Annotated in this window: 29 protein-coding genes and 2 pseudogenes; 15 read left to right on the top strand and 16 right to left on the bottom strand. The window is 72.5% G+C overall.

The annotated features are described in order from the left end of the window. Positions 1–20: 20 nt before the first annotated feature. Entirely contained in the window at positions 21–1,469 is a 1,449-nt protein-coding gene (gene argG, locus R2S09_RS14770; RefSeq protein WP_316741419.1) for an argininosuccinate synthase, read from the top strand. A gap of 199 nt (positions 1,470–1,668) precedes the next feature. On the opposite strand, the gene R2S09_RS14765 is transcribed toward argG, so the two are convergent. Next, entirely contained in the window at positions 1,669–2,823 is a 1,155-nt protein-coding gene (locus R2S09_RS14765) for a site-2 protease family protein (protein ID WP_306189715.1), read from the bottom strand. 142 nt (positions 2,824–2,965) lie between these two features. After that, positions 2,966–3,772 carry a VOC family protein gene (locus R2S09_RS14760; RefSeq protein ID WP_306189754.1) on the bottom strand — a complete coding sequence of 269 codons (807 nt, stop codon included), beginning with the start codon at positions 3,770–3,772 and terminating at the stop codon, positions 2,966–2,968. A gap of 259 nt (positions 3,773–4,031) precedes the next feature. Between R2S09_RS14760 and R2S09_RS14755 the strand changes: the two genes are divergently transcribed. Beyond that, a complete protein-coding gene (locus R2S09_RS14755) occupies positions 4,032–4,244 on the top strand; it encodes a hypothetical protein (RefSeq protein WP_306189714.1) in 213 nt (70 codons plus the stop codon). Between the two features lie 59 nt (positions 4,245–4,303). Here R2S09_RS14755 and R2S09_RS14750 read toward each other — a convergent pair whose 3' ends face one another. From R2S09_RS14750 to R2S09_RS14740, 3 genes are all read right to left on the bottom strand, one after another. Then, entirely contained in the window at positions 4,304–5,146 is an 843-nt protein-coding gene (locus R2S09_RS14750; protein WP_316741417.1) for a hypothetical protein, read from the bottom strand. Positions 5,147–5,184: 38 nt separating this feature from the next. Beyond that, positions 5,185–5,616, bottom strand: a complete 432-nt coding sequence (locus R2S09_RS14745; RefSeq protein ID WP_306189712.1) for a DUF2267 domain-containing protein — start codon at positions 5,614–5,616, stop codon at positions 5,185–5,187. Positions 5,617–5,738: 122 nt separating this feature from the next. Further along, positions 5,739–7,070, bottom strand: a complete 1,332-nt coding sequence (locus R2S09_RS14740) for an erythromycin esterase family protein (protein ID WP_306189711.1) — start codon at positions 7,068–7,070, stop codon at positions 5,739–5,741. A 169-nt stretch (positions 7,071–7,239) separates the two neighbouring features. Here R2S09_RS14740 and R2S09_RS14735 point away from each other — a divergent pair, with 169 nt between their 5' ends. Then, entirely contained in the window at positions 7,240–8,388 is a 1,149-nt protein-coding gene (locus R2S09_RS14735) for a hypothetical protein (RefSeq protein ID WP_316741415.1), read from the top strand. Between the two features lie 57 nt (positions 8,389–8,445). After that, on the top strand, positions 8,446–9,144 hold the full coding sequence (locus tag R2S09_RS14730; RefSeq protein WP_316741414.1) for a 2'-5' RNA ligase family protein: 699 nt from the start codon (positions 8,446–8,448) through the stop codon (positions 9,142–9,144). Positions 9,145–9,395: 251 nt separating this feature from the next. On the opposite strand, the gene R2S09_RS14725 is transcribed toward R2S09_RS14730, so the two are convergent. The 3 genes from R2S09_RS14725 to R2S09_RS14715 all read right to left on the bottom strand — a co-directional run bounded on the left by R2S09_RS14725 (position 9,396) and on the right by R2S09_RS14715 (position 10,810). Next, on the bottom strand, positions 9,396–9,953 hold the full coding sequence (locus R2S09_RS14725) for a hypothetical protein (protein WP_316741413.1): 558 nt from the start codon (positions 9,951–9,953) through the stop codon (positions 9,396–9,398). A gap of 294 nt (positions 9,954–10,247) precedes the next feature. Further along, the gene (locus R2S09_RS14720; RefSeq protein ID WP_316741412.1) at positions 10,248–10,604 is read right to left on the bottom strand and encodes a class I SAM-dependent methyltransferase; all 357 of its coding nucleotides are present in this window, start codon (positions 10,602–10,604) and stop codon (positions 10,248–10,250) included. A 74-nt stretch (positions 10,605–10,678) separates the two neighbouring features. Further along, positions 10,679–10,810 carry a hypothetical protein gene (locus R2S09_RS14715; protein WP_306189706.1) on the bottom strand — a complete coding sequence of 44 codons (132 nt, stop codon included), beginning with the start codon at positions 10,808–10,810 and terminating at the stop codon, positions 10,679–10,681. A 49-nt stretch (positions 10,811–10,859) separates the two neighbouring features. Between R2S09_RS14715 and R2S09_RS14710 the strand changes: the two genes are divergently transcribed. Genes R2S09_RS14710 through R2S09_RS14700 form a run of 3 tightly spaced genes read left to right on the top strand, consistent with a single transcriptional unit; the run spans position 10,860 to position 13,110 of the window. Next, on the top strand, positions 10,860–11,612 hold the full coding sequence (locus tag R2S09_RS14710) for a 5-oxoprolinase subunit PxpA (protein WP_316741411.1): 753 nt from the start codon (positions 10,860–10,862) through the stop codon (positions 11,610–11,612). Beyond that, positions 11,609–12,256: an allophanate hydrolase subunit 1 gene (locus R2S09_RS14705; RefSeq protein WP_306189704.1), complete on the top strand. Its 648-nt coding sequence runs from the start codon at positions 11,609–11,611 to the stop codon at positions 12,254–12,256. The genes R2S09_RS14710 and R2S09_RS14705 overlap by 4 nt, the downstream gene beginning before the upstream one ends. Further along, positions 12,253–13,110 carry a biotin-dependent carboxyltransferase family protein gene (locus R2S09_RS14700; protein ID WP_306189703.1) on the top strand — a complete coding sequence of 286 codons (858 nt, stop codon included), beginning with the start codon at positions 12,253–12,255 and terminating at the stop codon, positions 13,108–13,110. The genes R2S09_RS14705 and R2S09_RS14700 overlap by 4 nt, the downstream gene beginning before the upstream one ends. 61 nt (positions 13,111–13,171) lie before the next feature. On the opposite strand, the gene R2S09_RS14695 is transcribed toward R2S09_RS14700, so the two are convergent. After that, a complete protein-coding gene (locus R2S09_RS14695; protein WP_316741409.1) occupies positions 13,172–13,744 on the bottom strand; it encodes a DinB family protein in 573 nt (190 codons plus the stop codon). A 293-nt stretch (positions 13,745–14,037) separates the two neighbouring features. Continuing rightward, positions 14,038–14,823: pseudogene (locus R2S09_RS14690) on the bottom strand (helix-turn-helix transcriptional regulator); the annotation flags it as partial. Between R2S09_RS14690 and R2S09_RS14685 the strand changes: the two are divergent. The 3 genes and pseudogenes from R2S09_RS14685 to R2S09_RS14675 form a co-directional block, all read left to right on the top strand. Next, a pseudogene (locus tag R2S09_RS14685) lies at positions 14,789–15,079 on the top strand (cupin domain-containing protein); the annotation flags it as partial. The pseudogenes R2S09_RS14690 and R2S09_RS14685 overlap by 35 nt on opposite strands. Positions 15,080–15,188: 109 nt before the next feature. Beyond that, a complete protein-coding gene (locus R2S09_RS14680) occupies positions 15,189–16,130 on the top strand; it encodes a pyridoxamine 5'-phosphate oxidase family protein (protein ID WP_306189753.1) in 942 nt (313 codons plus the stop codon). 108 nt (positions 16,131–16,238) lie between these two features. Continuing rightward, positions 16,239–17,129, top strand: a complete 891-nt coding sequence (locus tag R2S09_RS14675) for a universal stress protein (protein WP_316741407.1) — start codon at positions 16,239–16,241, stop codon at positions 17,127–17,129. A 50-nt stretch (positions 17,130–17,179) separates the two neighbouring features. Here the strand turns inward: R2S09_RS14675 and R2S09_RS14670 are convergent, their stop codons facing one another. Beyond that, a complete protein-coding gene (locus R2S09_RS14670) occupies positions 17,180–18,205 on the bottom strand; it encodes a 6-phosphofructokinase (protein ID WP_306189700.1) in 1,026 nt (341 codons plus the stop codon). A 230-nt stretch (positions 18,206–18,435) separates the two neighbouring features. Between R2S09_RS14670 and R2S09_RS14665 the strand changes: the two genes are divergently transcribed. Both R2S09_RS14665 and R2S09_RS14660 read left to right on the top strand, forming a co-directional pair. Then, a complete protein-coding gene (locus R2S09_RS14665) occupies positions 18,436–18,708 on the top strand; it encodes an SHOCT domain-containing protein (protein WP_306189752.1) in 273 nt (90 codons plus the stop codon). Between the two features lie 118 nt (positions 18,709–18,826). Continuing rightward, on the top strand, positions 18,827–19,897 hold the full coding sequence (locus R2S09_RS14660; protein ID WP_316741458.1) for a zinc-dependent alcohol dehydrogenase family protein: 1,071 nt from the start codon (positions 18,827–18,829) through the stop codon (positions 19,895–19,897). 77 nt (positions 19,898–19,974) lie between these two features. Here the strand turns inward: R2S09_RS14660 and R2S09_RS14655 are convergent, their stop codons facing one another. Both R2S09_RS14655 and R2S09_RS14650 read right to left on the bottom strand, forming a co-directional pair. Further along, positions 19,975–20,712, bottom strand: coding sequence for a flavodoxin family protein (locus tag R2S09_RS14655; RefSeq protein WP_306189699.1), 738 nt, complete (start codon positions 20,710–20,712; stop codon positions 19,975–19,977). A gap of 139 nt (positions 20,713–20,851) precedes the next feature. Next, entirely contained in the window at positions 20,852–21,487 is a 636-nt protein-coding gene (locus tag R2S09_RS14650; protein ID WP_306189698.1) for a TetR/AcrR family transcriptional regulator, read from the bottom strand. A 74-nt stretch (positions 21,488–21,561) separates the two neighbouring features. On the opposite strand from R2S09_RS14650, the gene R2S09_RS14645 reads away from it, so the two are divergent. Further along, positions 21,562–22,380: a class I SAM-dependent methyltransferase gene (locus R2S09_RS14645; RefSeq protein ID WP_372337741.1), complete on the top strand. Its 819-nt coding sequence runs from the start codon at positions 21,562–21,564 to the stop codon at positions 22,378–22,380. Between the two features lie 99 nt (positions 22,381–22,479). After that, positions 22,480–22,728: a hypothetical protein gene (locus R2S09_RS14640; RefSeq protein ID WP_316741404.1), complete on the top strand. Its 249-nt coding sequence runs from the start codon at positions 22,480–22,482 to the stop codon at positions 22,726–22,728. Between the two features lie 259 nt (positions 22,729–22,987). Here the strand turns inward: R2S09_RS14640 and R2S09_RS14635 are convergent, their stop codons facing one another. Further along, positions 22,988–24,328 (bottom strand): FG-GAP and VCBS repeat-containing protein, encoded by a 1,341-nt coding sequence (locus R2S09_RS14635; RefSeq protein WP_316741403.1) that lies wholly within the window; start codon positions 24,326–24,328, stop codon positions 22,988–22,990. Positions 24,329–24,573: 245 nt separating this feature from the next. Between R2S09_RS14635 and R2S09_RS14630 the strand changes: the two genes are divergently transcribed. Continuing rightward, positions 24,574–24,894 carry a hypothetical protein gene (locus R2S09_RS14630; protein ID WP_316741402.1) on the top strand — a complete coding sequence of 107 codons (321 nt, stop codon included), beginning with the start codon at positions 24,574–24,576 and terminating at the stop codon, positions 24,892–24,894. Between the two features lie 24 nt (positions 24,895–24,918). On the opposite strand, the gene R2S09_RS14625 is transcribed toward R2S09_RS14630, so the two are convergent. Both R2S09_RS14625 and R2S09_RS14620 read right to left on the bottom strand, forming a co-directional pair. Continuing rightward, positions 24,919–25,329 (bottom strand): SRPBCC domain-containing protein, encoded by a 411-nt coding sequence (locus tag R2S09_RS14625; protein ID WP_316741401.1) that lies wholly within the window; start codon positions 25,327–25,329, stop codon positions 24,919–24,921. Continuing rightward, entirely contained in the window at positions 25,326–25,640 is a 315-nt protein-coding gene (locus R2S09_RS14620; protein WP_306189691.1) for a helix-turn-helix transcriptional regulator, read from the bottom strand. The genes R2S09_RS14625 and R2S09_RS14620 overlap by 4 nt, the downstream gene beginning before the upstream one ends. Between the last annotated feature and the right edge of the window lie 126 nt (positions 25,641–25,766).

Genomic DNA, 25,766 nt, shown 5'->3' with positions numbered 1-25,766 from the left:
AACTGGTGCATAGTCTTGCTATGTCCAAGGTCCTCACTTCCCTCCCCGTCGGCGAGCGCGTCGGCATCGCCTTCTCCGGTGGTCTCGACACCTCGGTCGCCGTCGCCTGGATGCGTGACAAGGGCGCCGTCCCCTGCACGTACACCGCCGACATCGGCCAGTACGACGAGCCCGACATCGCTTCCGTGCCCGGGCGTGCCACGGCGTACGGTGCCGAGATCGCCCGGCTCGTCGACTGCAGGGCCGCGCTGGTCGAGGAGGGGCTGGCGGCACTCGCCTGCGGCGCGTTCCACATCAAGTCCGGCGGGCGGCCGTACTTCAACACCACCCCGCTGGGGCGCGCCGTGACCGGCACGCTGCTGGTGCGGGCGATGCTCGAGGACGGGGTGCAGATCTGGGGCGACGGCTCCACGTTCAAGGGCAACGACATCGAGCGGTTCTACCGCTACGGCCTGCTTGCCAACCCGCACCTGCGGATCTACAAGCCCTGGCTGGACGCCGACTTCGTGACCGAGCTGGGCGGCCGCAAGGAGATGTCCGAGTGGCTGCTGGCCCACGGGCTGCCGTACCGGGACCCGACCGAGAAGGCGTACTCCACGGACGCCAACATCTGGGGCGCCACGCACGAGGCCAAGACCCTGGAGCACCTCGACACCGGCGTCGAGACGGTCGACCCGATCATGGGCGTGCGGTTCTGGGACCCGGCGGTGGAGATCGCCACCGAGGACGTGACGATCGGCTTCGACCAGGGACGCCCGGTCACCGTCAACGGCAAGGAGTTCGCCACCCCGGTCGACCTCGTACTGGAGGCCAACGCCATCGGCGGCCGGCACGGGCTCGGCATGTCCGACCAGATCGAGAACCGGATCATCGAGGCCAAGAGCCGCGGCATCTACGAGGCACCCGGCATGGCCCTGCTGCACATCGCCTACGAGCGCCTGGTCAACGCCATCCACAACGAGGACACGGTGGCCGCCTACCACACCGAGGGCCGCCGCCTCGGCCGTCTCCTCTACGAGGGCCGCTGGCTGGACCCGCAGGCGCTGATGGTGCGCGAGTCGCTGCAGCGCTGGGTCGGCGCGGCGATCACCGGCGAGGTGACCCTGCGGCTGCGGCGCGGCGAGGACTACTCGATCCTCGACACCCGTGGCCCGGCGCTCAGCTACCACCCGGACAAGCTCTCCATGGAGCGCACCGAGGACTCGGCGTTCGGCCCGGTGGACCGGATCGGTCAGCTCACCATGCGGAACCTGGACATCGCCGACTCCCGCGCGCGGCTGGAGCAGTACGCGGGCCTGGGCATGGTCGGCACCGGCCACCCCACTCCGATCGGCGCCGCGCAGGCGGCCTCGACCGGCCTGATCGGCGCCATGCCCGAGGGCGGCGCCGAGGTGATCGCCTCGCGCGGCGAGGCCGCGGACGAGGAGACGATGCTGGACCGCGCCGCGATGGAGTCCGGCACGGACTGACACCGCACAGGTCCTGGCCGTACGCCCCGGGGTGGCAGCGCAGCAGCCCCGGTGTACGGCCGGGACCTCGCCCCCCGCTCCGAACCCGCGTTCAGCCGTTCCGGCGCACTGCTCGGCGCGGTGGGAGAGTGAAGGCCCCGGGCGGGTACGCGTAGGGGAGCAAGGGGCCGGCCTGGTCGCCGAGCCCAGGAGCGATGGGTCAGGGCACTGTCCTGAGGCCCGTGCCCGGTGGCCTGGTCGAGGAGAGCCAGGTGACGACCCGGCTGACGTCGGCGCTGGTGACGATGCCGACGACACGGCCCTCCGCGAGCACCAGGGCCCGGCGGGCGGGGCTGGCGTCCAGGGCCGGCAGCAGCTGGTCCAGGGGATCGTCGGGGCCGGCGGTCGGGATCTCGCCCAGGGGCACCATCACGGCTTCGAGCGAGGTCGAGTCCCGGTCCTCCACCGGCACCTGCCCCGCCCGCCGTACGGTCACCAGCCCCACCGGGGACCCCGCGTCGTCCGTGACGGGGAAGGCCGAGTGCCGATAGCGCCACGGCGGACTGCCGAGGAACTCCTCGACGGTCGTGCCGACGTCGGCGGTCACCGGATCCGGGGTCATCGCCTGCCGGACCGGTACGGAGCGCAGCAGTTCCCGGAGCCTGGCCTGGCTGCCCTCCAAGGTCGCCATGGCCACCATGAACCAGCCGATGAGCACCAGCCACAGGCCGCCCGAGAACCCGCCGGTCAGGACCTCGTACAGGCCGACCGCCACCATGATCCAGCCCAGCACGCGCCCGGCCCCGCCGGCGACCTCGGTGGCGCGCAGCCGGCTGCCGGTACGCCACCACACCAGTGCGCGCAGCAGCCGTCCACCGTCCAGGGGCGCGGCGGGCAGCGCGTTGAACGCCGCCAGCAGGATGTTGATGCCCGCGAGCCAGGCCAGTGCCTCCACCACCAGCACCGGGCCGTGCTGCACATGGGCCCACCAGGTGAACAGGGCGAAGACCCCGCCCAGCACGAGGCTCACCAGAGGTCCGACGCCCGCGATGCGCACCTCGGCCGCCGGAGTCGGCGCCTCGCTGTGCAGCCGCGCCACACCGCCCAGCAGCCACAGCGTGATCTCGTCGCCGCCGACCCCGTTGCGGCGGGCCACCAGCACATGACTGATCTCGTGGGCCAGCAGGGACAGCAGGAACACCACGGCCGTCACCAGCCCCGTCAGCCAGTAGGCCCAGAGCGCACCGCCCGGGTGGGCACGGGGCAGGCGCCCCTCGGCCAGCCCGAAGGCGATCAGCGCGAAGATGACCAGCACACTCCAGTGCACGCCGACGCGGATGCCGGCCACCCGGCCGAGCCAGAAGGTCGCGCCCACGGCCGACACCTCCTTCGTCGCCCGTGCACGGGTACCCGGCGGACGGGCACGTACCCGGCCGGAGGCCGTCGGCCGTCCCAGCGGTACCGGCCCGGTGTGCCGCGGCCGTCCCCGCCGGACCCGGCCCCGTGCGCCGGGGCGCTCAGTGCTGCCGACGCGAGGCCACGGTGAACTGGGCGCCGTCCGGATCGCGCAGTACGGCCTCCTGCTCGCCCTCCTCCAGCATGCTGCCGCCGTGCTTCTCCGCGGCCCGGGTGCACGGTTCCACGTCGGCCACCGTGAAGTGGACCTGCCAGTGCGGCCGGACCGAGGGATCGGGCGGCATGTCCACCGCCCCCGACTCGATGCGGGCCACCACGTCGCCCCGGCTGCGCAGCAGGACCTGGTCCCGCGCGTACTCGACCTCGCAGCAGCCGGGCAGGCCCGAGGCCCAGTCGAGGATCTCGCCGTAGAAGATGGCGGCTTCGAAGGCGTCACGGGTGTGCAGGCTGATGAACGTCAGGGCCGCCTGACGCCACGCCTCCCACTCGGTGACGAGCTTTCCCTGCCAGATCCCGAACGCGGCCCCGTCTCGGTCCGCGAGCAGCGCCGCCCTTCCCGGAGGGAAGGAGATGGGCCCCACGGCCGCGGTCGCGCCGCGCTCCCGGACGCGGGCCACGGCCACGTCCGCGTCGCTCACGGCGAAGTACGGCGTCCAGGCCACGGCCATCTGCCACATGCTGGCCACCCCGGCGATCCCCGCGACGGGCACCCCGTCCACCAGCGCGGTCCGGAAGCGGTCGCCCAGTCTGGCGCCGCGCCACTGCCAGCCCAGGACGGCGCTGTAGAAGTCCTCCGTGGCGGTGAGGTCGCGACTGGTCAGGCTCACCCAGCACGGCGCGCCGAACACGGAATCCGTGTAGACGACGTCCGCACCGTCGGAGGAGGAGTGTGTCGTGCCGTGGTTCATGGTCATCGTGCCCTGGTCTCGTGCACCAACAGCCACTGCTCTGAGGTCAGTGTCCGACCTGAGTTCCGGTCCCGCACCTCGCCGCCCGCCGGGCCGGCCTCTGCCCGGGAACCGGCTCGGCCCCACGCCCGCACGCCGGGGTCTCCTCAGGGGCGGACGGTGGATTTATGGTGGTCGTGAAAGGAAGCCGTCCGGTCATCGCGCCGGGTGGGGGGTCCGCTCTTCGCCGACCACGCTGTTCCTGCTCGCGGGGGCCGCCATGCAAGTGGAACTGATCCAACGGGCCGCCGATGTGATCTTCGACGTGCCGGACGTGGCACACGAGGAGATCATCACGCTCATCGACGCCGTCACCCAGGACACCGACACCCGGGCACCGGAGCTGGCCGCGGCGTTCGGCGAGTGGTGCTGGCTGGTCTACACGATCCAGGGCGACGTGATCGAGGTGCTGGACGTCGGCTGCGCGCGCTGAGACCGGGCCTGGCCGCCACCGGGTCTCGGGCCGGAACTCACGGGGCGGCTGGTTGGGACTCACAGCGCGGCGGGCCGGGACTCGTAGTGCAGGCTGTGGAAACGGCCGTTCTCCTCGCGCCCGGCAGGGTCGCCGCCCAGCGCCCGGACCGCCGCGATCGCGTACTGCCGTTCCCTCTCTTCGGTGAAGAGCCGCTGCGGGTAGGTGCGGGAGACGTCGAGGACGGTGCGCAGACCGTGCGCGGCCAGCACCTCGACGATCGGCTCGTACGACACCGTGCGCAGCACGAAGGCGCTGACCCATACCGGTCTGCGGACACCGTCCAGCAGCGCCGCGAACGTCCGGGCGGTGACGTAGCTGCCGCCGCCCGTCAGCGTGACGAGGCCGACGTCGGCGAGCGCGCGGCCGAGCCCGGGACCGGGTGAGCCGCTCTCCAGGTCGTCGGTGAAGGCGGCGTCCAGGAGACCCACTTCGCGCGCGTAGTGCACGGCGTGCGCCGCGATGTCCAGGCCGAACACGGGCATCGCGTCCGGTCGGCGCCGCGCGGCGTAGAACTCCCTGTCCCGTGCCGCGAGTTCCTGCGCCGGCATCGCCTGGCAGGCAGGGGCGGTGTACCGCTCGTACAGGTCCGCCAGCGTGATCTCGTGGTTGAGCAGCGCGGCGTTGATCCCGTACGAGCAGCACACGTCCAGCACCGCCGGTCTTTGGGGCCGGCCGTCGTCGAGCGCGGCCCGTTCGGCGGCGGCGCGGCGGAAGGCCGGCTGGGCGTGGTGCGGTATCTCGTACTCCAGCGGCGCCATCCGCCTGAAGTACGCGCGCGGATCCGGCCGGTTATAGATGTCCTCGAACCGCGCCTTGCCGCCCGCCACGCCCTCGCCGCCACCAGCGCCCGACCCGGCCATGCCGCACTCCTCGCGATCCGTGCCTGTCGTGTCGCCGGTCAGGCCGGCTGGAGGAGCAACGCGCGGATGTCGTGCGGGACTTGCTCCAGCGCCGATTCCAGGTGACCGGGCGAGACATGATCGCGTACGACCGTGGTGATCGCGGGGGCGAACCGGGCGACGTCCTCGGCGGAGACCTTGGCCTCCTGCACGAAACGGTCCACATAGCCCTCGCGGCCGTACTTGACCGGTACGACGCTGGGATCCCAGCCGTCGTAGTAGCCGCCTCGCAGCAGCTCCGGGAGCTGGGCGGCGAAGTGGGCGGCCACGTCGACGGTGAGCCGGTCACGGAATGTGTGCAGCCAGGCGCGCAGGACCCGGTGGGCGAGGTGGCGGTCCTCCGTTCCCAGGGCCTCCGACACCGCTTTGAGCCAGATGTTCGCGCTGTGGATGGCGTGCTCGAAGTCGGGTGGGCGGGTAGAGGGGGGCATGGATCTTCCCTTCCGGTCTGCCTGCGGAATGCGGGATGTGGAATGTGGAACAACGGAATGCGAGAAACGGAATGTGGTACCGGGTGCTCCGCCGGATGCCCGGGGCTCCCCGGGATCCGGCCTCACACGCCCACGGGCCAGGTCTGCTCCTCCCGGCTCTCAGCGGCCACCGGGTGCAGCGGCGTGAGCGCGTGGGTGCGGTCGAGGTAGCAGAAGGCGTCGTAGCGCTGGGCCAGCACGGTGGGGACGTAGTTGCCCACTTGCTCGAACCGCGGCCGGTAGACCACGCCGATCGCGCGGTGCCCGTGCTCTTCATGGAACCACTCGCCCCGGCCGCCGTCCGGCGGCCGCTGGAACTGCACATGCGGGAAGACGAACAGCACCCGCCCGTCGGGCAGCGCCCGGTGCAGCAGATCCTCCAGGCTTCCGGCGTGCGCCGGCGGCACCTCCATGATCCTGGGCACACCGCCCCACGCGTCCGCGGCGATCACGGTCCCTGAGTGCGAGCCGAAGCCGACCAGCACCACGCCCCTGCCCATATGGCGTTCACGCACCAGCTGACCGACGTTGACCAGGCCCGTGTCGGCCATGTCCGTGGCTCGGGCGTCGCCGATGTGGGTGTTGTGCTCCCAGACCACCGCCTTGGCGTCGGGACCGTAGTGCTCCATGAGCCGGTCCAGGGTGTCGGCCATGTGGTGGTCGCGGATGTTCCAGGACTCCGGCCCGCTGCCGAGCATGGCCCGGTAGTAGAGCTCGGCACCGGCCAGCACCTCGGCGTTCTGCCGGGCGGCGAACTCCGCGAGCGAGCCGTCCGCGGTGACCGCCCGCGCGGCCCGCTGCCGCAGCTCCGTCAGCAGGGAGACGACCTGCGGCTCACAGCCCTCCGGCACATAGCGGGTGGCCAGCGCGTAGGACTGCGGATCCTCGGCGTACGGCTCGAAGCAGCGGTACGCCTCCAGCGCGTGCTCCACCCGGTCGGGGTCGTGCTCGCGCAGATGCGCGAGCACCGCGTCCAGCGACTCCCACAGGCTGTACACGTCCAGCCCGAAGAAGCCCACGCGCCGTCCCGGCGGCCGCTGCTCGTTGTGCCGGCGCAGCCACCGGGTGAAGGCGGCCACGTCGGTGTTGCCCCACAACCACGTCGGCCAGCGCCCGAAGCCCTCCAGCACCTCGACAGGATCCTCGGGCGCGCCCGGCGCGGCGACCACGGAGCAGTGCACCGCCTGACAGTCCGGCCAGTCGCCCTCGACCGCGACGAAGGAGAAGTCCTTCTCCTCGATGAGCCGGCGCGTCAGCACGTCACGCACCCGGTAGTAGTCGGCGGTGCCGTGCGACGCCTCGCCCAGCAGCACGTAGCGGGCGTCGCCGATGCGCTCCATCAGCGGGTCCAGGGACGCATCGTCCGTCAGGGGCAGCGCCTGTTCTCTGATGCGGGCCGGATGGATGTCGGGCACGGCGTCTTCCCTTCCGCTAAGTCCCCGCCGGGTTCCCGCCGCACCGCACCCGAAACCGTCCCCGAGCAGCCGTTTCGCCCGGCTGCGGGGCGGGTGGTGCCGTGCGGGCCGGGTACCCGCACGGGTGTCACCCGGCGACGGACGGAGAGTCAACCGACGGTGGTGCGGCATGAAACTGTCGTTCCTGCATCCGCTGGCCAGGGAACCCGGTCCCTGGGCCAGCGCCTACCTGGACACCTCCCGGGACGTCGACGACCCCGACCAGGCCATCAGCCTGCGCTGGCGGCACCAGCGCGACGCCCTGCGCGCCCAGGGCGCCGACCCGGCCACCGTCGCCGCGCTGGAGGCCGCGGTCGGAACGGACCGCGATCTTCCCGGCCCGCACGGACAGGCCCTCTTCGCCACCCACGGGCACATCGCCCTCACCGGCGAACTGGCCGAACCGCCCGCACGCGACACCGCCCGGTACGGCGGCCTGCCCGACGCCATGCCCCTCGCACTCCAGCGCGCGCCGGACATCGCGTACCTGGCCGTCGCCCTCACCCGCACCGTCCAGCCCCGCAGCACCAGTCAGGAGAACGGGCAGGGCCCGGTGGACCAGGTCCTGATCGCCTACGAGGCCGGCCGGTGGCCCACGAGCAGGACCACTCCGGGACAGCGCGCGACGTATCTGGTGCCGCTGGAGGAGTGGCAGCACGCGGCCCGCCGCTACGCCGCCGAGCTGGCGGACCTGGCCGACCGGAACCACGCCGAGGCCGTCGTGCTGCGCCGGGACACCGGTGACGCAGGGCTGTCCGGCGTTCTCGTCAACCGGCTGCCCATCGACCTCCAGAACAGTCTCACGGTCGTCGAGGACGATCAGGACACCGGGATCCGGGGCGGTGACGGCCGCGCTCTCGTCGAAGAGCATGTGGCCGATGTGCTGCGCGGGCGTCTGAGCAAGGACGACCGCCGTCAGGTGGACGTCTTCCACGCCCAGCGGGCCCGGCATCCCACGAGGTCGGAGGGCGCCGGAGCCGTCGTCAGCGCCTTGCAGCGAGGCCAGGCCCAAGCCGTGCTCGTCCGCCCGGCCACGGCACTGCCCGAGCGGTTCTGGACGGCCAGGGAGCCGAACCGGATCGCCTTGTCGGCAGCGGAGCTGGAGGTGTTCGGGGCGAGCGGGTTGCGAGAGGAGCCCGCCGACACGGCACTGCTGCACGCCGCCCTGCGCACCGGAGCCGAACTGGTCGTGCTGCCATCCGACGACGACACGCCCCTGGCCGACGGGGTGGGCGTCGTGCTGCGCTACCGCGATGTCGCGGACCTGATCCTCCTCTAGGCCCCTGTAGGCCGTGTCCTCCAGGTCCCGTCGGATGTCGGTGCGAAGGAGGACGGCATGGGAACGCAGCTCGGTCCGGGCACCCTGGATGTCGCCCCGACGCCGCGTTCCGCGGTGGCGTGGCTCCCGCCGCCGGAGCTGTGGCCGCCCGTCCAGGACATCCGCCGGGAGCACGACCCGCAGGTGCGACGGTGGCCTCCCCACGTCAACGTGCTGTTCGGATTCGTACCCGAGGAGGAGTTCGGGCGGGCGGCCCCGCTGCTGTCCGTGGCCGTGGCGGAGATCGCGCCGTTCGTCGCGCGGCCGGGCGGGGTGTGCTTCTTCCGCCACCGGGCGTACGCCACCGTCCGGCTCGACCCGGCCGCGGCAGGCATGGCGCCATGGGCCCGCCTCCACCAGGGCCTGGTCGAGCGGTTCCCGCGCTGCGCGGGCCGCTTCGCCGAGTTCACCCCGCACCTGTCCCTGGGCCGGACCCGGCAGCCCAGGCCGCTCGCCGCCGAGTGCACCGCCCGGCTGGGCGCGCTGTCCGCCGAGGTCACCGTGGTGGTGCTGCTCTCCCGCAGGGGGAGGGGCCGATGCGCGCCCGCGCGACCGTCGCGCTGGGCGGCGGCGTCCTCAGCCGCCGGTGACCGGGCCGTCGCTCCCCTCGCCCGTTCGGGCGTGGCCCATGGCCGGTGGAGGGACAGTGGCGATCGCTGGTGTCAAGCACCAACGGGGCGTGTTCCGGCAGAAATCGCCGGGTGGGTGAGCCGATGAGTGGGGAAAACGGCCGAAGCGGGCGCGCCGGGCCCGCTGTCCGGCTCTAGGATGGCGTTGCGGGCGCGAGAACGTCGGGCGTCGGCCGGGTCCGGGCATTCCCGAGCAGGGTCGCCTCCGAGCCGAGTCGCAGACGAGAACCCCGGCCCGATTACGGCAGGCCGGGGTTCCGTGTCATGTGCCCTGTCGCGGGGCCCCGGCCCGATTACGGCGGGCCGGGGTTCTGTGCGACGGACGTGGCGGGGTGGGTCTCAGTAGTCGTCCCTGTCGCCCTTGCCGCCGTGGTGGCGTTGCACGACGCGGAAGCTGGCCACGACGCCGTCCTTGACCTTCAGGCCGTCCCTGACGCAGCCGGGGTGCACGCCGTTGCTTTCGCTGTGGGGGCCGACGGTGGCGATGGGGGCGCCGTTGTCGCAGGTGACCCCGCGGAAGACCTCGACGGTCTTCTTGCTGTCGTTGCGGATGTTGAGGCTGTTGGATCCGAGGCCGCTGACGACGGTGATGCAGCCGCTCGGGTGGGCGGAGTAGGACCGCTCGTTGATGTGGATCCACCCGTAGTCGCGGTGGCGGTTTCCGCCGTGGTCGCCGTGGTCGCCGTGGTCGCCGTGGTCGTTGCCCTCGTTGCCCTTGCTGTTGTTGTTGTTTCCGCCCTCGCCGCCCATGGGCGCCTGGGCGGGCATCTGCTGGACGGCGGCGGCTGGGGCGGCCTCCGGCGCGGGGGCGGCCGCGGCGTAGGTGATGCCGGTCGCGGCCAGGGCCGCTGCGGCGGCGACGGCCGCGGTGACGGCGTGGGAGCGGGTCATGATCATGTCGCTTCTCCTGTCTCAACTTCAGAGAGAGGGATCGGCTGTGCAGCCGACGCGAGATTGAACGTACTAACGCCACCCATACCTGTCATATCGGGCGCATCCGCAGCTCTGGCTTCGAGGGCCGATCGGGGTATCCGAAGGGCCCCGCCGAAGAGCTGACTGAGGATCAAACTCGTGGCTGACCTGGCGGATTGAATGACAATTAGCCCTTAGAGGTGATCTTCTGACGGCGCCTCACCCTCCGCGACGGTCGGAGCATCGGCAACTGACGGCGAGTCGCTGCTTGACATGTGGTCAGCGAAGGTTCCAGCCGGGCGCCGCACGGCCGGAGCCATGGGTCTGCGCCGGCCACGGTCGGCGCACGGACGCCCCGGCGGCCCCGGCGCCCTCGTCCCGGCGCACTCTGCGGCCACCGGGGCGTCCGGGCGGGCCTCGGGCGCGGCAGCGCACTCGACCGGCGGGTCGAGCAGCGCCGGCGGCGACGTCCTCCGCGTAGTCGAGCGGCTGGACCGCCGTGGCGATGTCGAAGCGCCGCCCGAGGGGCCGCAGTGCGCGCACTTTGTCCACCTCGTAGCGCACCCCCGTCGGATCGCGCTCCTCCAACTCCCCTGCCAGGGCGGCCATCTCGCCGGAGATGTCGACGCCGAGCACGTCCGCGCCTCCGCGCCGCTTGAGCTCCCTCGGCAGAACCCGGTGCCGGAGGCCGGATCGAGCGCCGACTTGCCTCATATGTCCCCGTCCATGGCCAGGAAGCCGGGTGCCTCGGAGCAGTGCGCCAGCGGCAGGAACTTCAAGCCCTCGAACGCCTCGCCGATTGATCGAACAAAGGGTGAGTTCGCGACGGTGTCACGGAACACGGAATCGACCCCTTGTCGGATCGTTCAACAATCGTCTACGTTCTGGGTCGTGATCGACCTCAACGCAGACCTCGGTGAGGGCTTCGGCCGCTGGAGCCTCACCGACGACGAAGTCCTGCTCTCCGTCGTCACCAGCGCCAACGTCGCCTGCGGCTTCCACGCGGGCGACCCCTCGGTGATGCGCCGCGTCTGCGACCTCGCCGCCGAGCGGGGCGTACGGATCGGAGCCCAGGTGTCCTACCGCGATCTGGCCGGCTTCGGGCGACGCGCCATGGACGTACCCGGCGACGAACTGGCGGCCGAGACCGCCTACCAGATCGGGGCGTTGCGGGTCTTCGCCGAGGCCGCCGGCGCCGAGGTCGCCTACGTCAAACCGCACGGCGCGCTCTACAACCGCACCGTCCACGACGCCGAGCAGGCCGCCGCCGTGGTGGCAGGCGTCCGACTGGCGGGCGGGCGGCTGCCCGTGCTCGGCCTGCCCGGATCGCACCTGCTCGCCGCCGCCGAGGAGGCGGGACTCACCGGCGTACCGGAGGCCTTCGCCGACCGCGCCTACACGCCTCACGGCACGCTCGTGCCACGCCGTGAGGCGAACTCCGTGATCAGCGACGGCGACACGGTCGTCCGTCGTGCGCTGGAGTTCGCGGTGAAGGGCTCGGTCGAGGCCGTGGACGGTACGACCGTCGAGGTCGCCGCCCGCTCGCTGTGCCTGCACGGCGACACCCCCGGCGCGGCCAGGATCGCGGCCCGCGTGCGGGAGGCGCTCCGGACGGCCGGGGTCGGCGTAGGGGCCTTCGCATGACGGAAGACCGGTTGCTTCAGGTGCGGCCCGCCGGGCGGCACGCGCTGCTCGTCCAGCTGCCCGACGCCGAGCGCACCGCGGCCTTCCACGCCGAGCTCCTGCGGCGGCGCGCCGCGGGGACCCTGCCGCCGGTCGCGGAGATCGTGCCGGGGGCGCGCACCGTCCTGCTGGACGGAGTGCCCGACCCCGGGGAACTGGCCCGCCGTCTCGCCGACTGGGACGTGCCGCCGCGCGCCGCCGACGACGGGGGAGTGGTGGAGATACATGTGCGCTACGACGGCCCGGACCTGGCCCGCGTGGCCGCCCTGTGGGGGACCGGCCCCGATGAGGTCGCCGCCCGGCACTCCTCGTACACCTACCGGGTCGCCTTCTGCGGTTTCGCACCCGGCTTCGGCTATCTCACCGGACTGCCCCCGCACCTGCACGTCCCACGCCGCGACACGCCCCGGACCCGGGTCCCGGCCGGGGCGGTGGCGCTCGCGGGTCCCTACAGCGCGGTGTACCCCCGCGCCACGCCCGGCGGCTGGCAGCTCATCGGCACCATGCCGGACCCGGCACCGCTGTGGGACCTCACCCGGGACGAACCCGCCCTTCTCACGCCGGGAACGTGCGTGCGGTTCGTCCCCGAGGACGGTGCGGCGTGAGCGCCAAACTCACCGTCGTACGCTCGGGCGCCCTCACCACGGTCCAGGACTCGGGCCGCCACGGGCACGCCCACCTGGGCGTTCCGCGCTCCGGCTCCCTGGACGCGCCCGCGATGACCCTCGCCAACCGGCTGCTCGGCAACGACCCTGACGCCGCCGTCCTGGAAACCACCCTGACCGGCTGCGCCCTGCGGCCCGACCACGGCGTCACCGTCGTGGTCGGCGGTGCGCCCTGTCCGGTGACCGTCGACGGCCGTCCCGTGGCCTGGGGCGCGCCGGTACGGGTGCCCGCGGACGCGGTGCTGAACGTGGGTACGGCGACCGCCGGGGTGCGCTCGTACGTGGCGGTCGCCGGGGGCATCGCCACCGAGCCGGTCCTCGGCAGCCGTTCGACGGACCTGCTCTCCGGGCTCGGCCCGGCGCCCGTGCGCGACGGGGACGTACTCCCGCTGGGCGCCCCCGCCCGGCAGCCGGCGCTGCCCTTCGCCGCCCCCTGGCCCGCGCCGCCCGCAGCGCTGGTCCTGCCGCTCCGGCCCGGTCCCCGCGCCGACTGGTTCACCCCGGCGGCGCTGCGCACCCTCACCTCGGCGACCTACCGTGTGTCCCCGCACAGCAACCGCATCGGCCTGCGCACGGAAGGCCCGGCCCTGGAACGCCGCTCGACGGGCGAACTGCCCAGCGAGGGTATGGTCCTCGGTGCGGTTCAGGTGCCCCCGGACGGGCGCCCCGTGGTGTTCCTCCACGACCACCCCACGACAGGCGGCTACCCGGTGATCGGAGTGGTCGTGGAAGCCGCCCTCGCCCAGGCCGCGCAGGCCTGCGCCGGGACGCCCGTACGCTTCACGCCGGGATGACCGGCCGGCGGCCAGGACACCCACCGCCCGGCCGGACGGCCCTGCGGGCGGGGAGAGGACGTCACCCCATGCTCTTGGCGCCGTCCAGGGACTCCCGGATGATGTCGGCGTGGCCGGCGTGCTGCGCGGTCTCCGCGATGATGTGCATCAGCACCCGGCGGGCCGACCACCGCGCGTCCGGCTCGAACCACGGGGCCTTGGGCAGCGGCTGCGCGGCGTTCAGGTCGGGCAGGGTGCGGACCAGTTCATCGGTCCGGCCGGCCACCTCGGCGTAGTCGTCGAGCACGCCGGCCAGCGTCTCGCCGGGCAGCATCCGGAACTCGTCGACCCGCCGGGCCCAGTCGGCCTCGGTCATGGTGGTGAAGTCGCCCATCGCCGAGGGCCCCTCCACGATGAACCGCGCCCAGTTCCGCTCGGCCGCGGTGACATGCTTGATCAGGCCGCCCAGACACAGCTCACTGGCGGTGGTCCGGCGCCCGGCCTGCTCGTCGTCGAGGTCGCGGGTGGTGAGACGCAGGAAGTGCCGGTGCTTGGCCAGTGTCTCCAGCAGGTCGGCACGCTCGCCGGTGACGGGCTGTGCATCGCCGAGGTCGCGGGGGGTGGCGGGCTCGTGGACGGGCGTGGTCTCGGTCATCGTCGTCGCCTTCCGGGGTGGGTTCCTCTGGTGAGGAAGACGCTAACCGTGCTAGCGGTCAGATCTTGACCTAAAGACGAAAGATCGAGGAGGCCTTCTGCTCGCCGACCGGGCCGATCGATATGACCTGCGCCACACGTCTATGGGGCTTCCGTTCCGGCGGGCGGAGGGTTAGGTTCCGTTTACCCCGCGGCAGCGCCCACTGAGGCGTCGGTCCGCCGGTCCCGGGACGGCGGACCACGCGGGGGCCAATATCGCGCGGAACTCCCGCATGAGGGTGTCACTTACGGGTGTCACTTGGGACGGCCGGCCGTGGCGGGACTGCCGGCGGGCCGGATGCCGTCGGTCGCGGCCCAGGCGGCGAGGAGCCGCAGGGCGTCGTGGCCGGGTGTGCCGGGGGCGGCGCTGTAGGCGGTCAGGGTCAGGCCGGGCCGGGCGGGCAGCTCCATCGCGTCGAAGTCGAGGGCGAGAACACCGACGGCGGGGTGGCGGAAGGACTTGCGGCCGGTGTGGTGCAGGCGCACGTCGTGCCGGGCCCAGGCGATCCGGAACTCCTCGCTGCGGGTGACGAGTTCGCCGATGAGGCCGGTCAGCTCGGTGTCGTGCGGGGCGCGGCCGGCCTCGGTGCGCAGCAGGGAGACCGTGGTGTTCACCGACTCCTCCCAGTCGGGGAAGGAGTCGCGGCCGTCCGGCGTGCGGAACTGCGAGCGGGCGATGTTGACCGTCTGAGCGGTGCCGTCGGGGAACAGCGGGTCGTACAGCGCGCGGCCGAGGGTGTTGGTGGCCAGGATGTCCAGGCGGCCGTTGCGGATGAAGGCCGGGGAGTCGGTCATGGAGCGCAGGACGCGCAGCACGCTGTCCGGGAGCGGTCCGCGCAGGCGTCCGGTACGGCGGGCCGGGCGCCTGGCGGCGGCGCGGGCCAGGTCGTGGAGGTGGGCGCGTTCGGCGTCGTCGAGCCGGAGGGCGTTCGCGACGGCGTCGAGGACCTCCTCGGAGGCGCCGGCGAGATGGCCGCGTTCGAGGCGGACGTAGTAGTCGATGCTCACACCGGCGAGCAGGGCGACTTCCTCGCGGCGCAACGCCCTGGGCCAGGTCCTGCACATCACCGACGGTGTCGGCCTGGTCGGCACCCGCGACGGCAACGTCGTCCGCGTGAGCGCCGGCGAGACCGTCAGGTGCCCGGCCGGCGAGGAGCACTGGCACGGCGCCATCGACACCAACCTCATGGCCCACATCGCCATGGTCGTCGGTGCCGGCGACGGCGACGGCACCACCTGGCTGGAGCCGGTCACCGACGAGCAGTACGCCGCGGCCCTCACCGCCATCGGCCGCTGACGGCCACCGTGGTACCCCGGTGGTCCAGGGTCTGGTGATCCGGGTCCGTTGGTGCGGGCGACAGGCGCGGGTGATCCTGGGAGACGGACTCCTGAGGGAAGGCATGACCATGCACGCTCACCTAGGCGATCGACTGGTCGTGGAAAGCCCGGTCACCGGGGTCACCCGGCGCGACGGCGAGATCGTCGGCCTGCACCACGACGACGGCACACCGCCCTACGACGTGCGCTGGTCGGACACGGGCGAGGTCTCGCTGGTCTTTCCCGGACCGGACGCGCACGTCCAGCACCTGGGCCACGAAGCGGACCTCCGGGACACGGGCCACGAAGGCGGCGCCCGGCGCCCGGGCCGGGAAGGGACCCCGGCCGGTGGGCCGACCCCCGCCGAACCCGCCGTCGGCGTGCCAGGGAAGCCGGGGGACTTCGGACGACGTCTGGCGGCGGCCCGCCGGCGTCAGGGGCTCAGTCTGGAGGAGACGGCCGGCCGTGCCCGCATGTCGCCGCACTACCTCGCCTACCTCGAACAGCACCCGTCGGAGCCGGGCATCACGACCATCCTGCGCCTGGCCGACGCGCTCGGCACCACGCTCCTCGCGCTGCGGGGCGGCGACCAGGAGTTCCCGCCGGGACAGGGACGGGCGCTGCTGCACCCCCGGTTGACGGACCTGAGCCGGGACGAGTGCCGGGCGCTGCTGTCCACGCACGGAGTGGGGCGCATTGCGTTCACCGGCCCGGACGGGCCCGTCGCGTTCCCGGTCAACTACGACGTGCTGGGCGAGGCCCTCTACTTCCGCAGCGTGCCCGGCTCCGCCCCCGCCAGGGCCGTCGGCTCCGACGTCGCCTTCGAGGTCGACCACCTCGACGAGGCGATGAGCCAGGGCTGGAGCGTGCTCGCGGTGGGCCGTGCCGAGGTCGTCGACGATCCGGACATGGTCCGGCGGCTGGAGGAGCGGGCCTACTCCGAACCATGGGCGGGCGGCTCGCGCCTGCTCTGGGTGAAAGTGCCTCTCACCCGCCTGACAGGTCGCCGCATCACCGCCGCCGACCGGTGAGACCGAGGGCGGCGGCCGAACAGTGGGGACAGAAGGGGCACGGGCGTGTGGCCGGCCAGATTCTGGCCGGGAGGAGGCCGAGGTTCCGGCGGGGCGAAGGAGGACGTGATGAGTCACCCTGTGCTGGCGGGTGTCGACGGGTCCGAACGCAGTCTGGCGGCAGTCGGCTGGGCGGCGCGGGAGGCCGCGTCGCGCGGTCTTCCGCTCCGCCTGCTGCATGCTTCCCCGCCGCTTCCGGACCCTGCCGTGCCCGCCCCGGCCGCGGACCGGCTGCGTCACCTGGGGGAGCGGACGCTCCAGCGGGTGGCCGCCGACCTCGGCGACCGCTGTCCGGACGTGGAGGTGCTGTGCGAGCAGACCGATGACGACCCGGCCGCCGCCCTCCTCGCCGCGGCCCGCGATGCCGGGCTCCTCGTCGTCGGGACGCGCGGGACGGGCGGGTTCGACGGTCTGGCGGTCGGCCGGGTCGCGCTGCGCGTGGCGGCGGCGGCCCCCTGCCCTGTCGTGCTGGTTCCCGAACAGCCCGGCGCCTTCGGGGAAGGGCTCCGCGCGGCACTTGGCGCGGACCAGATCGTGGTGGGGTTCGACGCGCACCACCCGGTCGGTGAGGTGGCGGATTTCGCGTTCTCGGCCGCCGAGGCGCGCGGCGCGGGCCTTCGGGTGGTCCGGGCATGGGCGCTTCCCGCCGAGGCCGTCTCCGCGCGGATCCTGGTGGTGACCGAGGAGGACCGCGCCACCTGGGAGGACCAGGAGGTCCTGCGGCTCTCCGACGCGCTGCGCCCCTGGCGTGAGAAGTACCCGCACGTCGCGACCCGCACCGAGGTCCTGCTGCTCCACCCGGCGGAAGCGCTCCTCAACACGTCCCAGGGCGCGGCTCTGCTCGTCGTCGGCCGTCGCACCGACCCGCGGGCACGGGCGGCCGGGGGCCGACTGGGCCCGATCACGCATGCCGTGCTGCACCACGCCCGCTGCCCGGTGGCGGTCGTACCGCACGCCTGATGACAGCCGAGCGGTCGCACCTCGCCGGAGGGGGCCACGCGGAGGCCGCGTCAGCCGAAGAACACCTCGAACTCGTCGTACAGCGAAGGGTCGACCACCTTGGCCTTCGCGGTGGCCTCGGCCAGGGGGATGCGGACGATCCGGGTGCCTCGCAGGGCGACCATGGCGCCGAAGTCACCGTCCTTGACCGCCTCGATGGCGTGCAACCCGTAGCGCGTGGCCAGCCACCGGTCGAAGGCGCTCGGTGTGCCGCCGCGCTGGATGTGGCCGAGCACCGTGGTCCGGGCCTCCTTCCCGGTGCGGTCCGAGATCTGCCGGGCCAGCCACTCACCGATCCCGGACAGCCGCACATGCCCGAACTCGTCCAGCGACTGGTCCTTGAGGACCATCTGCCCCTCCTTGGGGACGGCACCCTCGGCGACCACGACGATGGGCGCGTAGTTGATCTTGAATCGGCTCTTGACCTGTTCACAGACCTGATCGAGGTCGAACGGCCGCTCCGGGATGAGGATCACATTGGCGCCGCCCGCGATGCCGGCGTGCAGGGCGATCCACCCCGAGTGCCGCCCCATCACCTCCACCACCAGCGTGCGCATGTGCGACTCGGCGGTGGTGTGCAGACGGTCGATGGCCTCGGTCGCGATACCCACGGCGGTGTCGAAGCCGAAGGTGTAGTCGGTGCCGGAGACGTCGTTGTCGATGGTCTTCGGCACGCCGACCAGAGGGACTCCCCGCGCGTTCAGCTCCGTCGCCACGCCGAGCGTGTCCTCACCGCCGATCACCACCAGCGCGTCGACGTCGTGTGCGGTCAGGGTGTCCCGTACGCGTCGCAGCCCGTCCTCGTGTTTGAACGGGTTGGTGCGCGAGGAGCCGAGGATGGTCCCGCCGCGGGGGAGAATGCCGCGGACGCCGGGGATGTCCAGCGGCACGACGGCGTTCTGGATCAGGCCCAGCCAGCCGTCCCGCACCCCGGCGAAGTCGAAGGCGTATTCCTGGACGCCTTTGCGGACGACACTGCGGATCACGGCGTTGAGGCCGGGACAGTCGCCGCCGCCGGTCAGCACTCCGACCTTCATGAGTTGCCTCCCTCGCGCTGGTCAGCCGGTTTGCTCACGGCCCTCTCGGCGATCGGGACCAGCTGCCGGACCACCTCGGTCGCCTTCCTCCAGCCTCCCTCCGTTCGATCCGCGGTGGCCACTCGCGCGGCCCCGTGGGCGGTGCGACCGTGGCAGTGCGGCCTCCTGCCGCACGAGGTGGCAGCCGGGCGCCGGTGCGGCGGGAGTGCGCCAGGAAGTGGGTGGTGAGGATGTTCTGGTTCCCGCACGGCGCGCCCGGTTGGGGCTGGTTCGCCATGAGCCTGGGGATGCTGCTGTTCTGGGTCCTGCTGATCGCCGTCGCGGTGCTGCTCTTCCGCGCACTGAACCGCGGCGCCGGACAGCCGGGGGCGCACGGCGGCACCGGACGCCCCACCGCCGAACGACTGCTGGCCGAACGCTTCGCCCGCGGCGAGATCGACGAGGACGAGTACCGGCGCCGGCTGGACGTCCTCCGGCAGGGCTCCGGATGGCCCGGGCGCTGAACCCCGACCGCACGCCCGCGCCGCCGGTCCGCACACCGATGGCACGGAACCGCGTCGGCAACTCGCCCGGCGGGGGAACCCGGCGACAAGGCCCGATGACAGGAGGCTGGTGATCGGTATGAAGGGCTACGTCTTCCACGGTCCCGGGCAGGCCGCCTGGGAGGAGGTCCCCGACCCGGACCTCCAGGACCCGACGGATGCCGTCGTGCGCGTCGACACCGTCACGATCTGCGGCACGGACCTGCACATCCTCCAGGGCGACGTGCCGGAGGTGCGTCCCGGCACGGTGCTGGGGCACGAGGCCGTCGGCGAGGTCGTCGAGGTCGGCGCCGACGTGCGCTCCGTACAGCCGGGGGACCGGGTGCTGGTGTCCTGCATCAGCGCCTGCGGCCGGTGCCGGTTCTGCCGGGAGGGCATGTACAGCCAGTGCCTGGGCGGCGGAGGCTGGATCCTCGGCCATCGCGTCGACGGCACACAGGCCGAGTTCGTCCGGGTGCCGTTCGCCGACCTGTCGGTGCACGCGCTGCCCGCCGCGGTCACCAGCGAGGACGCGGTGCTGCTGGCCGACATCTTCCCCACCGCCTACGAGGTCGGCGTCCTCAACGGACGGGTGCGGCCCGGGGACACCGTCGTCGTGGTCGGGGCCGGCCCCGTCGGTCTCGCGGTCATCGCCACCGCACGGCTGTTCGCCCCCGAGCGCGTCATCGCCGTGGACCTGGCCCCGGCCCGTCTGGAGGCCGCGCGGAAGCTGGGCGCCGAGGCCGTGGCCGACGCCCGCGAAGAGCCCGAGCAGCTGGTCGCCGACCTCACCGGAGGGTTCGGCGCGGACGTCGTCGTGGAGGCGGTGGGCGTGCCGGAGACCTTCGAGCTGTGCACACGCATGGTGCGGCCCGGCGGCCATGTGGCCAACGCCGGGGTGCACGGCAGGCCCGCGACCCTGCACCTGGAAGAGCTGTGGATCAAGAACGTGACCATCACCACCGGTCTGGTCGACACCCGCACCACGCCCACGCTGCTGAAGATGGCCGCCGCCGGCAGGCTGCCCGCCTCCCAACTGATCACCCACACGTTCCCCTTGGAACGCATCGAGGAGGCGTACGACGTCTTCGCCCACGCCGCCGAGACGGGCGCGCTGAAGGTCGTGCTCGGAGGGCCGCAGCGCGAGGTCGTGCCCGTGGCCGAGGCCTGAGGTCGTCACCGTGGCCGGGGCCTGAGGTCGTGCCGGTGGCCGGGGCCTGAGCCGTGCCCCTGCCCGTGGCCTGAGGCCTAGCGGTGCTCGGGGTTCTCGTAGTCGTTGCGGCAGCCGGCGTTCCAGGCCGTGCGCTGGTTGCCGTGGGCGGGGATGCCGCCGAGGTCCTTCAGCGCCCGGGCCAGGTGGAGCAGGTTCCAGGTCATGAAGGTGGTGTTGCGGTTGGTGAAGTCGTTCTCCGGCCCGCCCGAGCCGGGGTCGAGATACGACGGGCCGGGGCCCGCCTCGCCGATCCATCCGGCGTCCGCCTGGGGAGGGATGGTGTACCCCAGGTGCTGAAGGCTGTAGAGGACGTTCATGGCACAGTGCTTGACGCCGTCCTCGTTGCCGGTGATCAGACAGCCGCCGACGCGGCCGTAATAGGCGTACTGCCCCGCTTCGTTGAGCAGACTGGAACAGGCGTAGAGGCGTTCGATCACCCGCTTCATCACGGAGCTGTTGTCACCCAGCCAGATGGGGCCGGCCAGTACGAGGATGTCCGCCGCCAGGACCTGCCGGTACAGCTCGGGCCAGGCGTCCGACGCCCAGCCGTGCTCCGTCATGTCGGGCCACACCCCGGTGGCGATGTCGTGGTCCGCCGCCCGCACCACGTCGACCTGCACCCCTTGGGCCTCCATGATGGTGGTGCTGCGGTGGATCAGCCCCTCGGTGTTGCTCGGCTCCGGTGAGCGCTTCAGGGTGCAGTTGAACACCAGCGCGCGCAGGTCGTCGTACCGGGCCGGCGGCGCGTCCGTGGCGGGCGAGGGGGCAGTCACACGGTCCTCCAGGAGCCTGCCGCCGCACGCGGGGCGCGGCGGAGCGTTCACATCCGGCTCCAGCGTGGGAGCGGCGCTGGGCAGGCGCTACCGCAACGCATCCGAATGGCCCTGTCGATGCTCCGGGTGGCACTCGGGCTCAGCCGCGGTCGCCGGCCTGCCGTCCCGAGTCCTGGTCCGGTCGTCGGTGCACGGCGTCGGCGATGACCGATGTCACGAACCCGTCGACGACTGCCGTGGTCGGCGGGCCGGGGTCGCGGTCCGCGAACAGGAGATGCCCGCCACCGACGAGGGAGAGGGTGAGCACGTCGATGTCGGCGTCGGCCGCGATGCGGCCCCGAGCACGCTCGTCGGCCAGATAGGCGGAGATCGCGGTGGTGGCCTCGGCGAGGATGGCGATGCCGCCGCCGGACCGGGCCTGCCGCAGCCGTGCGCGCAGCTCGTCCCTGAAGGTGATCAGCGGGATGATCGCCACGGGAACCGGGCCGAACAGGGTGGTCAGCGCGCTGGTGAGGTTGCCGGCCACCGTGCCGGTGCCCGCGGACCCGCGCAGCGCGCTCGCCTGCGCCTCGATCCGCGCGGCCCGGTCGAGCACGAGCTCGGTGAGGAAGGCGTCGAAGTCGCTGAAGTGCCGGTGCAGGACGCCCTTGGCGCAGCCTGCCTCGTCGGTGACGGCCCGGCTGGTCAGCCCGCTCGGCCCGGCGCGCAGAAGCACGCGTTCGGCCGCGTCGAACAACTGCTGTCGCGCATCGCGCAGGTGCACCCCAGTCGGCACTCGCAGATCCTCTCGTGCGTCGCCCCGGCATCGTATCCATGGTCCAGTGGGCGCTTGCCCACTAAGGTGGGCGCATGCCCACTTCATCGCGAGGACCTTCTCCTGCGCAGCCGCACGAAGCCCGCCGGATGGCCGAGTCGTTCGGCGTGGACGCCCAACGCTACGACCGGGCCCGGCCCGGCTACCCCGACGCTCTGGTGGCGCGGATCGTCGCCGGGAGCCCCGGGCCCGACGTCCTCGACGTCGGCTGCGGCACGGGCATCGCGGCCCGCCAGTTCCAGGCCGCGGGCTGCGCCGTGCTCGGCGTCGAGCCCGACGCGCGCATGGCCGACTTCGCCAGGGCCCGTGGCCTGCGGGTCGAGACGGCGGCCTTCGAAGCCTGGCAGCCGGAGGGCCGGACGTTCGACACGGTCGTCGCCGCCCAGTCGTGGCACTGGGTGGATCCGGTGGCGGGAGCCGTGAAGGCGGCACAGGTGCTGCGTCCGGGAGGACGGCTGGCGATCTTCGGGCATGTGTACGAGCCGCCCGCCGAGGTGGCCGGCCCGTTCGCCGCCGCCTTCCGGCGGGTGGTGCCCGACTCCCCGTTCAACGGCGGGCCGGCCCGCCGGCCGCTCGACGCCTACCAGGCGGTCTACGCGAAGTGCGCGGACAAGATCCGGGAAACCGGCGACTTCACCGATGTCGAACAGTGGCGATTCGACTGGGAGCAGTCCTACACGCGCGATCAGTGGCTGGACCTGCTGCCCACCACCGGCGGCCTCACCCGGCTCGGCCCCGATCAGCTGGCCGGGATACTGGGCGCGGTCGGGAGCGCCATCGACGCCCTGGGCGGACGCTTCACGATGACCTACACCACCCTGTCCGCGACCGCCGTACGCACCGGGCCCTCCTGAATCCGCGTCCGACGGAACCGTATTGCGGCATGAGCACATCCGGAACACCGTTCGGCCACATGACGACACGGCCGGCCCGTCAGCGGGGACCGTGTCGTCATGCTGGCATGTGGATGCATGAACCCGATGGGCGTCGTGGCGACCCTGGCCGGATACGGCCTGCTCGGCCTCGCCCTGCTCGCAGTCGGCACGGTCTGCCTGGTCGGCCTGCTGCTCGGCGCGCTCGTCGCCCTCGGACACCTGATCCGCCGACGCCGGCACGACGACGACCCCGAACCGGAGAGACCCGGTGCACCCGGGCAGGGCTCAGCCCTCGCTTCCTTCCACTGGGAGGACTCGACGGAGTAGAGAGAGACCGGTTCTCGCCTTGACCGGCCTGCGGCGCGGCTGACCGCCTGCGACGAGGGGTCGGGGCGAACGGGGTGGTCTTCTTCACCCGGGCGGGGCGCTCGGCGGGCGCGATCGGGCGCGCTGATTTTAGCGTCGTAGTGCCTTGCGCTGTGACAGGACCGTGAGGCCCGGGCGGCCCCAGCACTCTGCGCCCTGGGCAGGGGCCGCCCGGCAGATCACCGGCCGGGGGAGGGCCGGCCGGCGTGTGCGTGCGTGCCTACTGCATGAACTGGGACGAGACGGCGTCCTCGGTGCCGGTCGCGGTGATGCCCTTCGAGGTGCCGCGCAGGCGCATGTAGTCCGTGAAGAGGTCGGCGTAGCCGTCGCGGTCGGAGTCGCGCAGTCGCAGGTGGTCGCCGAAGGATCCGTAGGCCTCCAGCTCTCCCGGCACCCCCGTGCTGGAGCGGTCGAAGTACTGCGATCCGGAGCCGGTCAGCCCGGAGGCGCTGCCCCGCAGGATGTGGACGGCGCCTGCGTCGACGCGTCCGTCGACGTCCTCTCCGGGGCTGGCCACGGCCAGGTCGGGGTAGCCGTCGTGGTTGACGTCTCCCACGGAGACGCGTGCGCCGAATCGGTCGCCGTACTCGGCGGCGCCGACGACGCCGGGAGAGGCCTGATTGATACGGGTGACGCTGCCGGGGCCGGTCGAGGTGCCGCGCCACAGGAGGACGCCGCCCTTGCCGGTGGCGTTGGGGTGGCCGAAGGCTATGTCGCCGTAGCCGTCCTTGTTGAAGTCGGCGATCTGGGTGTCGACCTCCCAGCTGGTGTCCTCGCCGCTGCCCAGCTTGAAGGTCGCGCCCCGGGCGAGCGTGCGGCCGCCTCGGAAGAACCAGGCGCCCGTGACGGTGTGCTCGCTGCCGTCGACCGCGCCGACGACCACCAGATCGGTGGCGCTGTCCTTGGTGACCTTCCCCGCGGCCAAGTGCTCGGCGAACATCTCGTCCTTGTGGAGTTCGGTGACGGTGCCGCTGAATCCCGACTTGGTGAACGATCCCAGATAGACGTAGGCGGTGTGGTGGTTGAGGGCGGCCAGGTCGGGTCTTCCGTCGCCGTTGAAGTCGCCGACGGCGAGGTCGAGGCCGAACTGCCCGAACTTCTGAGGTGCCTTGTTGGGGACGGAGGTGCCGCCCGACAGACCGGACGCGGACCCCCAGAGGATCATGATCGCGCCTTCCGCCGTGCGGGTTCCGACGTCCTCGCCGTACGAGGCCACGGCGAGGTCGGCGTACCCGTCGCGGTTGAAGTCCGCGCCGGCCATCGCGTTGCCGAAGCCGTCGTCCCACTCGTCGACCCCTGGAACGCCCGGGCTGTTCTGGGTGATGTCCTGTCTGTGGGTGCCGGGTCCGGTCGCGGTGCCGTAGATGATGCCGACCGTGCCGGAGCCGTCGTCGCCCGCTCCGGTGACGCTGGTGCCGTAGGCGTAGTCCCGGTACCCGTCCCCGTTGAAGTCGTCCGCGTACTTCGCGGGGGCGGCCGTGGCCGGGGAGGCGAGCGTGAGCGGAGCGAGAGCGCCGACGAGCAGGGCCGCCGAGACGGTGGCCGTGGTTCTGGTGTGCACGGTGCGTGTACTCCTTCGAGTCTCCCGAAGATCTTGATCAGGAGACCGTCCATGGGACGCGAGGGTTGTACGTCCGCAGTGGGATTCTCGCCCTCGCCGGTGTGTGACGTGTGCGGGCGGGTAGGCGCGCGGACCGGATGCTTTCCGGCCGAAGGAGGACGTACTCCCTGCCGCTGAGAAGCGGCTCGCTCATGAGGCAGTTCGCTCGCGGCCGCGGAGCGGTGGCCGCGGAAGGAGGGATCACCGTGAAGAAGCTGATGCGTCGGATCGCCACCGTGGGTGTGTCCGCCACGGTCGCCGGAGGGGCCCTGCTCGCCGCGGGCAGCTCCGCGACGGCGGCCACTGCTCACACCACCCGGCACGTCCCCGCCCGGATCACCACGGTGAACACCGGTGCCGGCCACGGCTGTCACCACCGTCACGCCACCCGCGCCACCCACCGGCTCCCGGATGCCTGGGTCGCGGGCCAGCTGGCGATGTTCGAGCCCGCGGCCGCGAGGCGGCTGGCAGTGTTCGACCCCTGGGTCAAGGACCAGCTGGCACTGTTCGCCGGTACCGCTCGGTAGGCGTGGGAACGGCCGGGCGCCGCGTCAAGCGGCCTCTCCGAGGAGACCGACCAGACGGTCCAGGACGTGGGGCCAGCCGTTGCCCATGCCGTCGTAGGCCTGTCGGCCCATCGGCGAGTCGAGGTCGAAGCCGGCGTGGGTCAGGTACAGGCGGGTGCCTTCGCCTTCCGGCTCCAGCCGCCAGGTGACGGTGGTGTCGAGCGAGCCCTCGGCGAAGCGGTAGGCCAGCAGCCGCCGCTCCTCCACCTCGGTCACCTCGCAGGGCTGCTTGCCGAAGTTGCCCATGTCGAGAGTGAAGCGGTGGCCCACGACGGGCTTGACGTCTCCCGCGGCCCACCAGCGGGCGTGGAGCTCCGGATCGGTCAGGGCGTTCCAGACCGCGGCTGGGGGATGGGGCAGAAACCTCTCGAGGTTGATCGTGTTGTCCTCGGTCACTTCTCGTTCTCCTCGTCCAAGAGATCGGCCAGCGCGTCCAGGCGCTGGTTCCAGTAGTGCTCGAACGGCCGCAGCCACTCGCTCACCTCGGCCAGCCGGGCCGCCCGCAGGTGGTAGAAGCGGTGCCGGCCACGCGGCTCCTCGCGCACCAGTCCTGCGGTGCGGAGCACCGCGAGGTGTTCGGAGACCGCCGGCCTCCCGAGCTCGAACATCCCGGCCAGCTCGCCCGTGGAGCGTGGCCCTTCACGCAGGCTTTCCAGCAGTTTGCGACGCACTGGGTTGGCCAGAACGCCGAACACGTCGGCAGGCATGACGAAATTATAGGTCGGAGATTCCCGACGCGTCAAAGATTTCCGACGGATTTGGACGAGGGGCCTCACGGAATCGAGGACCGCGAGCGCCGGCCGCTCCGTCCCGGCCGGCCGGCGAGGCGCGGC

Origin of the sequence: Streptomyces sp. MK7, from assembly GCF_032658145.1 — a bacterium.
In the GTDB taxonomy this organism is placed as follows: Bacteria; Actinomycetota; Actinomycetes; order Streptomycetales; family Streptomycetaceae; genus Streptomyces; species Streptomyces spiralis.
Note: the sequence above shows the minus strand (reverse complement) of the source record. Positions and strands in the feature narration are given on the sequence as shown.

Coding starts and splice junctions, on each gene's coding strand:
- argG (WP_316741419.1), top strand. CDS start 21: ATGTCCAAGGTCCTCACTTCCCTCCCCGTCGGCGAGCGCGTCGGCATC.
- R2S09_RS14760 (WP_306189754.1), bottom strand. CDS start 3,772: ATGAACCACGGCACGACACACTCCTCCTCCGACGGTGCGGACGTCGTC.
- R2S09_RS14755 (WP_306189714.1), top strand. CDS start 4,032: ATGCAAGTGGAACTGATCCAACGGGCCGCCGATGTGATCTTCGACGTG.
- R2S09_RS14750 (WP_316741417.1), bottom strand. CDS start 5,146: ATGGCCGGGTCGGGCGCTGGTGGCGGCGAGGGCGTGGCGGGCGGCAAG.
- R2S09_RS14745 (WP_306189712.1), bottom strand. CDS start 5,616: ATGCCCCCCTCTACCCGCCCACCCGACTTCGAGCACGCCATCCACAGC.
- R2S09_RS14735 (WP_316741415.1), top strand. CDS start 7,240: ATGAAACTGTCGTTCCTGCATCCGCTGGCCAGGGAACCCGGTCCCTGG.
- R2S09_RS14730 (WP_316741414.1), top strand. CDS start 8,446: ATGGGAACGCAGCTCGGTCCGGGCACCCTGGATGTCGCCCCGACGCCG.
- R2S09_RS14725 (WP_316741413.1), bottom strand. CDS start 9,953: ATGATCATGACCCGCTCCCACGCCGTCACCGCGGCCGTCGCCGCCGCA.
- R2S09_RS14705 (WP_306189704.1), top strand. CDS start 11,609: ATGACGGAAGACCGGTTGCTTCAGGTGCGGCCCGCCGGGCGGCACGCG.
- R2S09_RS14695 (WP_316741409.1), bottom strand. CDS start 13,744: ATGACCGAGACCACGCCCGTCCACGAGCCCGCCACCCCCCGCGACCTC.
- R2S09_RS14680 (WP_306189753.1), top strand. CDS start 15,189: ATGCACGCTCACCTAGGCGATCGACTGGTCGTGGAAAGCCCGGTCACC.
- R2S09_RS14675 (WP_316741407.1), top strand. CDS start 16,239: ATGAGTCACCCTGTGCTGGCGGGTGTCGACGGGTCCGAACGCAGTCTG.
- R2S09_RS14670 (WP_306189700.1), bottom strand. CDS start 18,205: ATGAAGGTCGGAGTGCTGACCGGCGGCGGCGACTGTCCCGGCCTCAAC.
- R2S09_RS14665 (WP_306189752.1), top strand. CDS start 18,436: ATGTTCTGGTTCCCGCACGGCGCGCCCGGTTGGGGCTGGTTCGCCATG.
- R2S09_RS14660 (WP_316741458.1), top strand. CDS start 18,827: ATGAAGGGCTACGTCTTCCACGGTCCCGGGCAGGCCGCCTGGGAGGAG.
- R2S09_RS14645 (WP_372337741.1), top strand. CDS start 21,562: ATGCCCACTTCATCGCGAGGACCTTCTCCTGCGCAGCCGCACGAAGCC.
- R2S09_RS14640 (WP_316741404.1), top strand. CDS start 22,480: ATGCTGGCATGTGGATGCATGAACCCGATGGGCGTCGTGGCGACCCTG.
- R2S09_RS14620 (WP_306189691.1), bottom strand. CDS start 25,640: ATGCCTGCCGACGTGTTCGGCGTTCTGGCCAACCCAGTGCGTCGCAAA.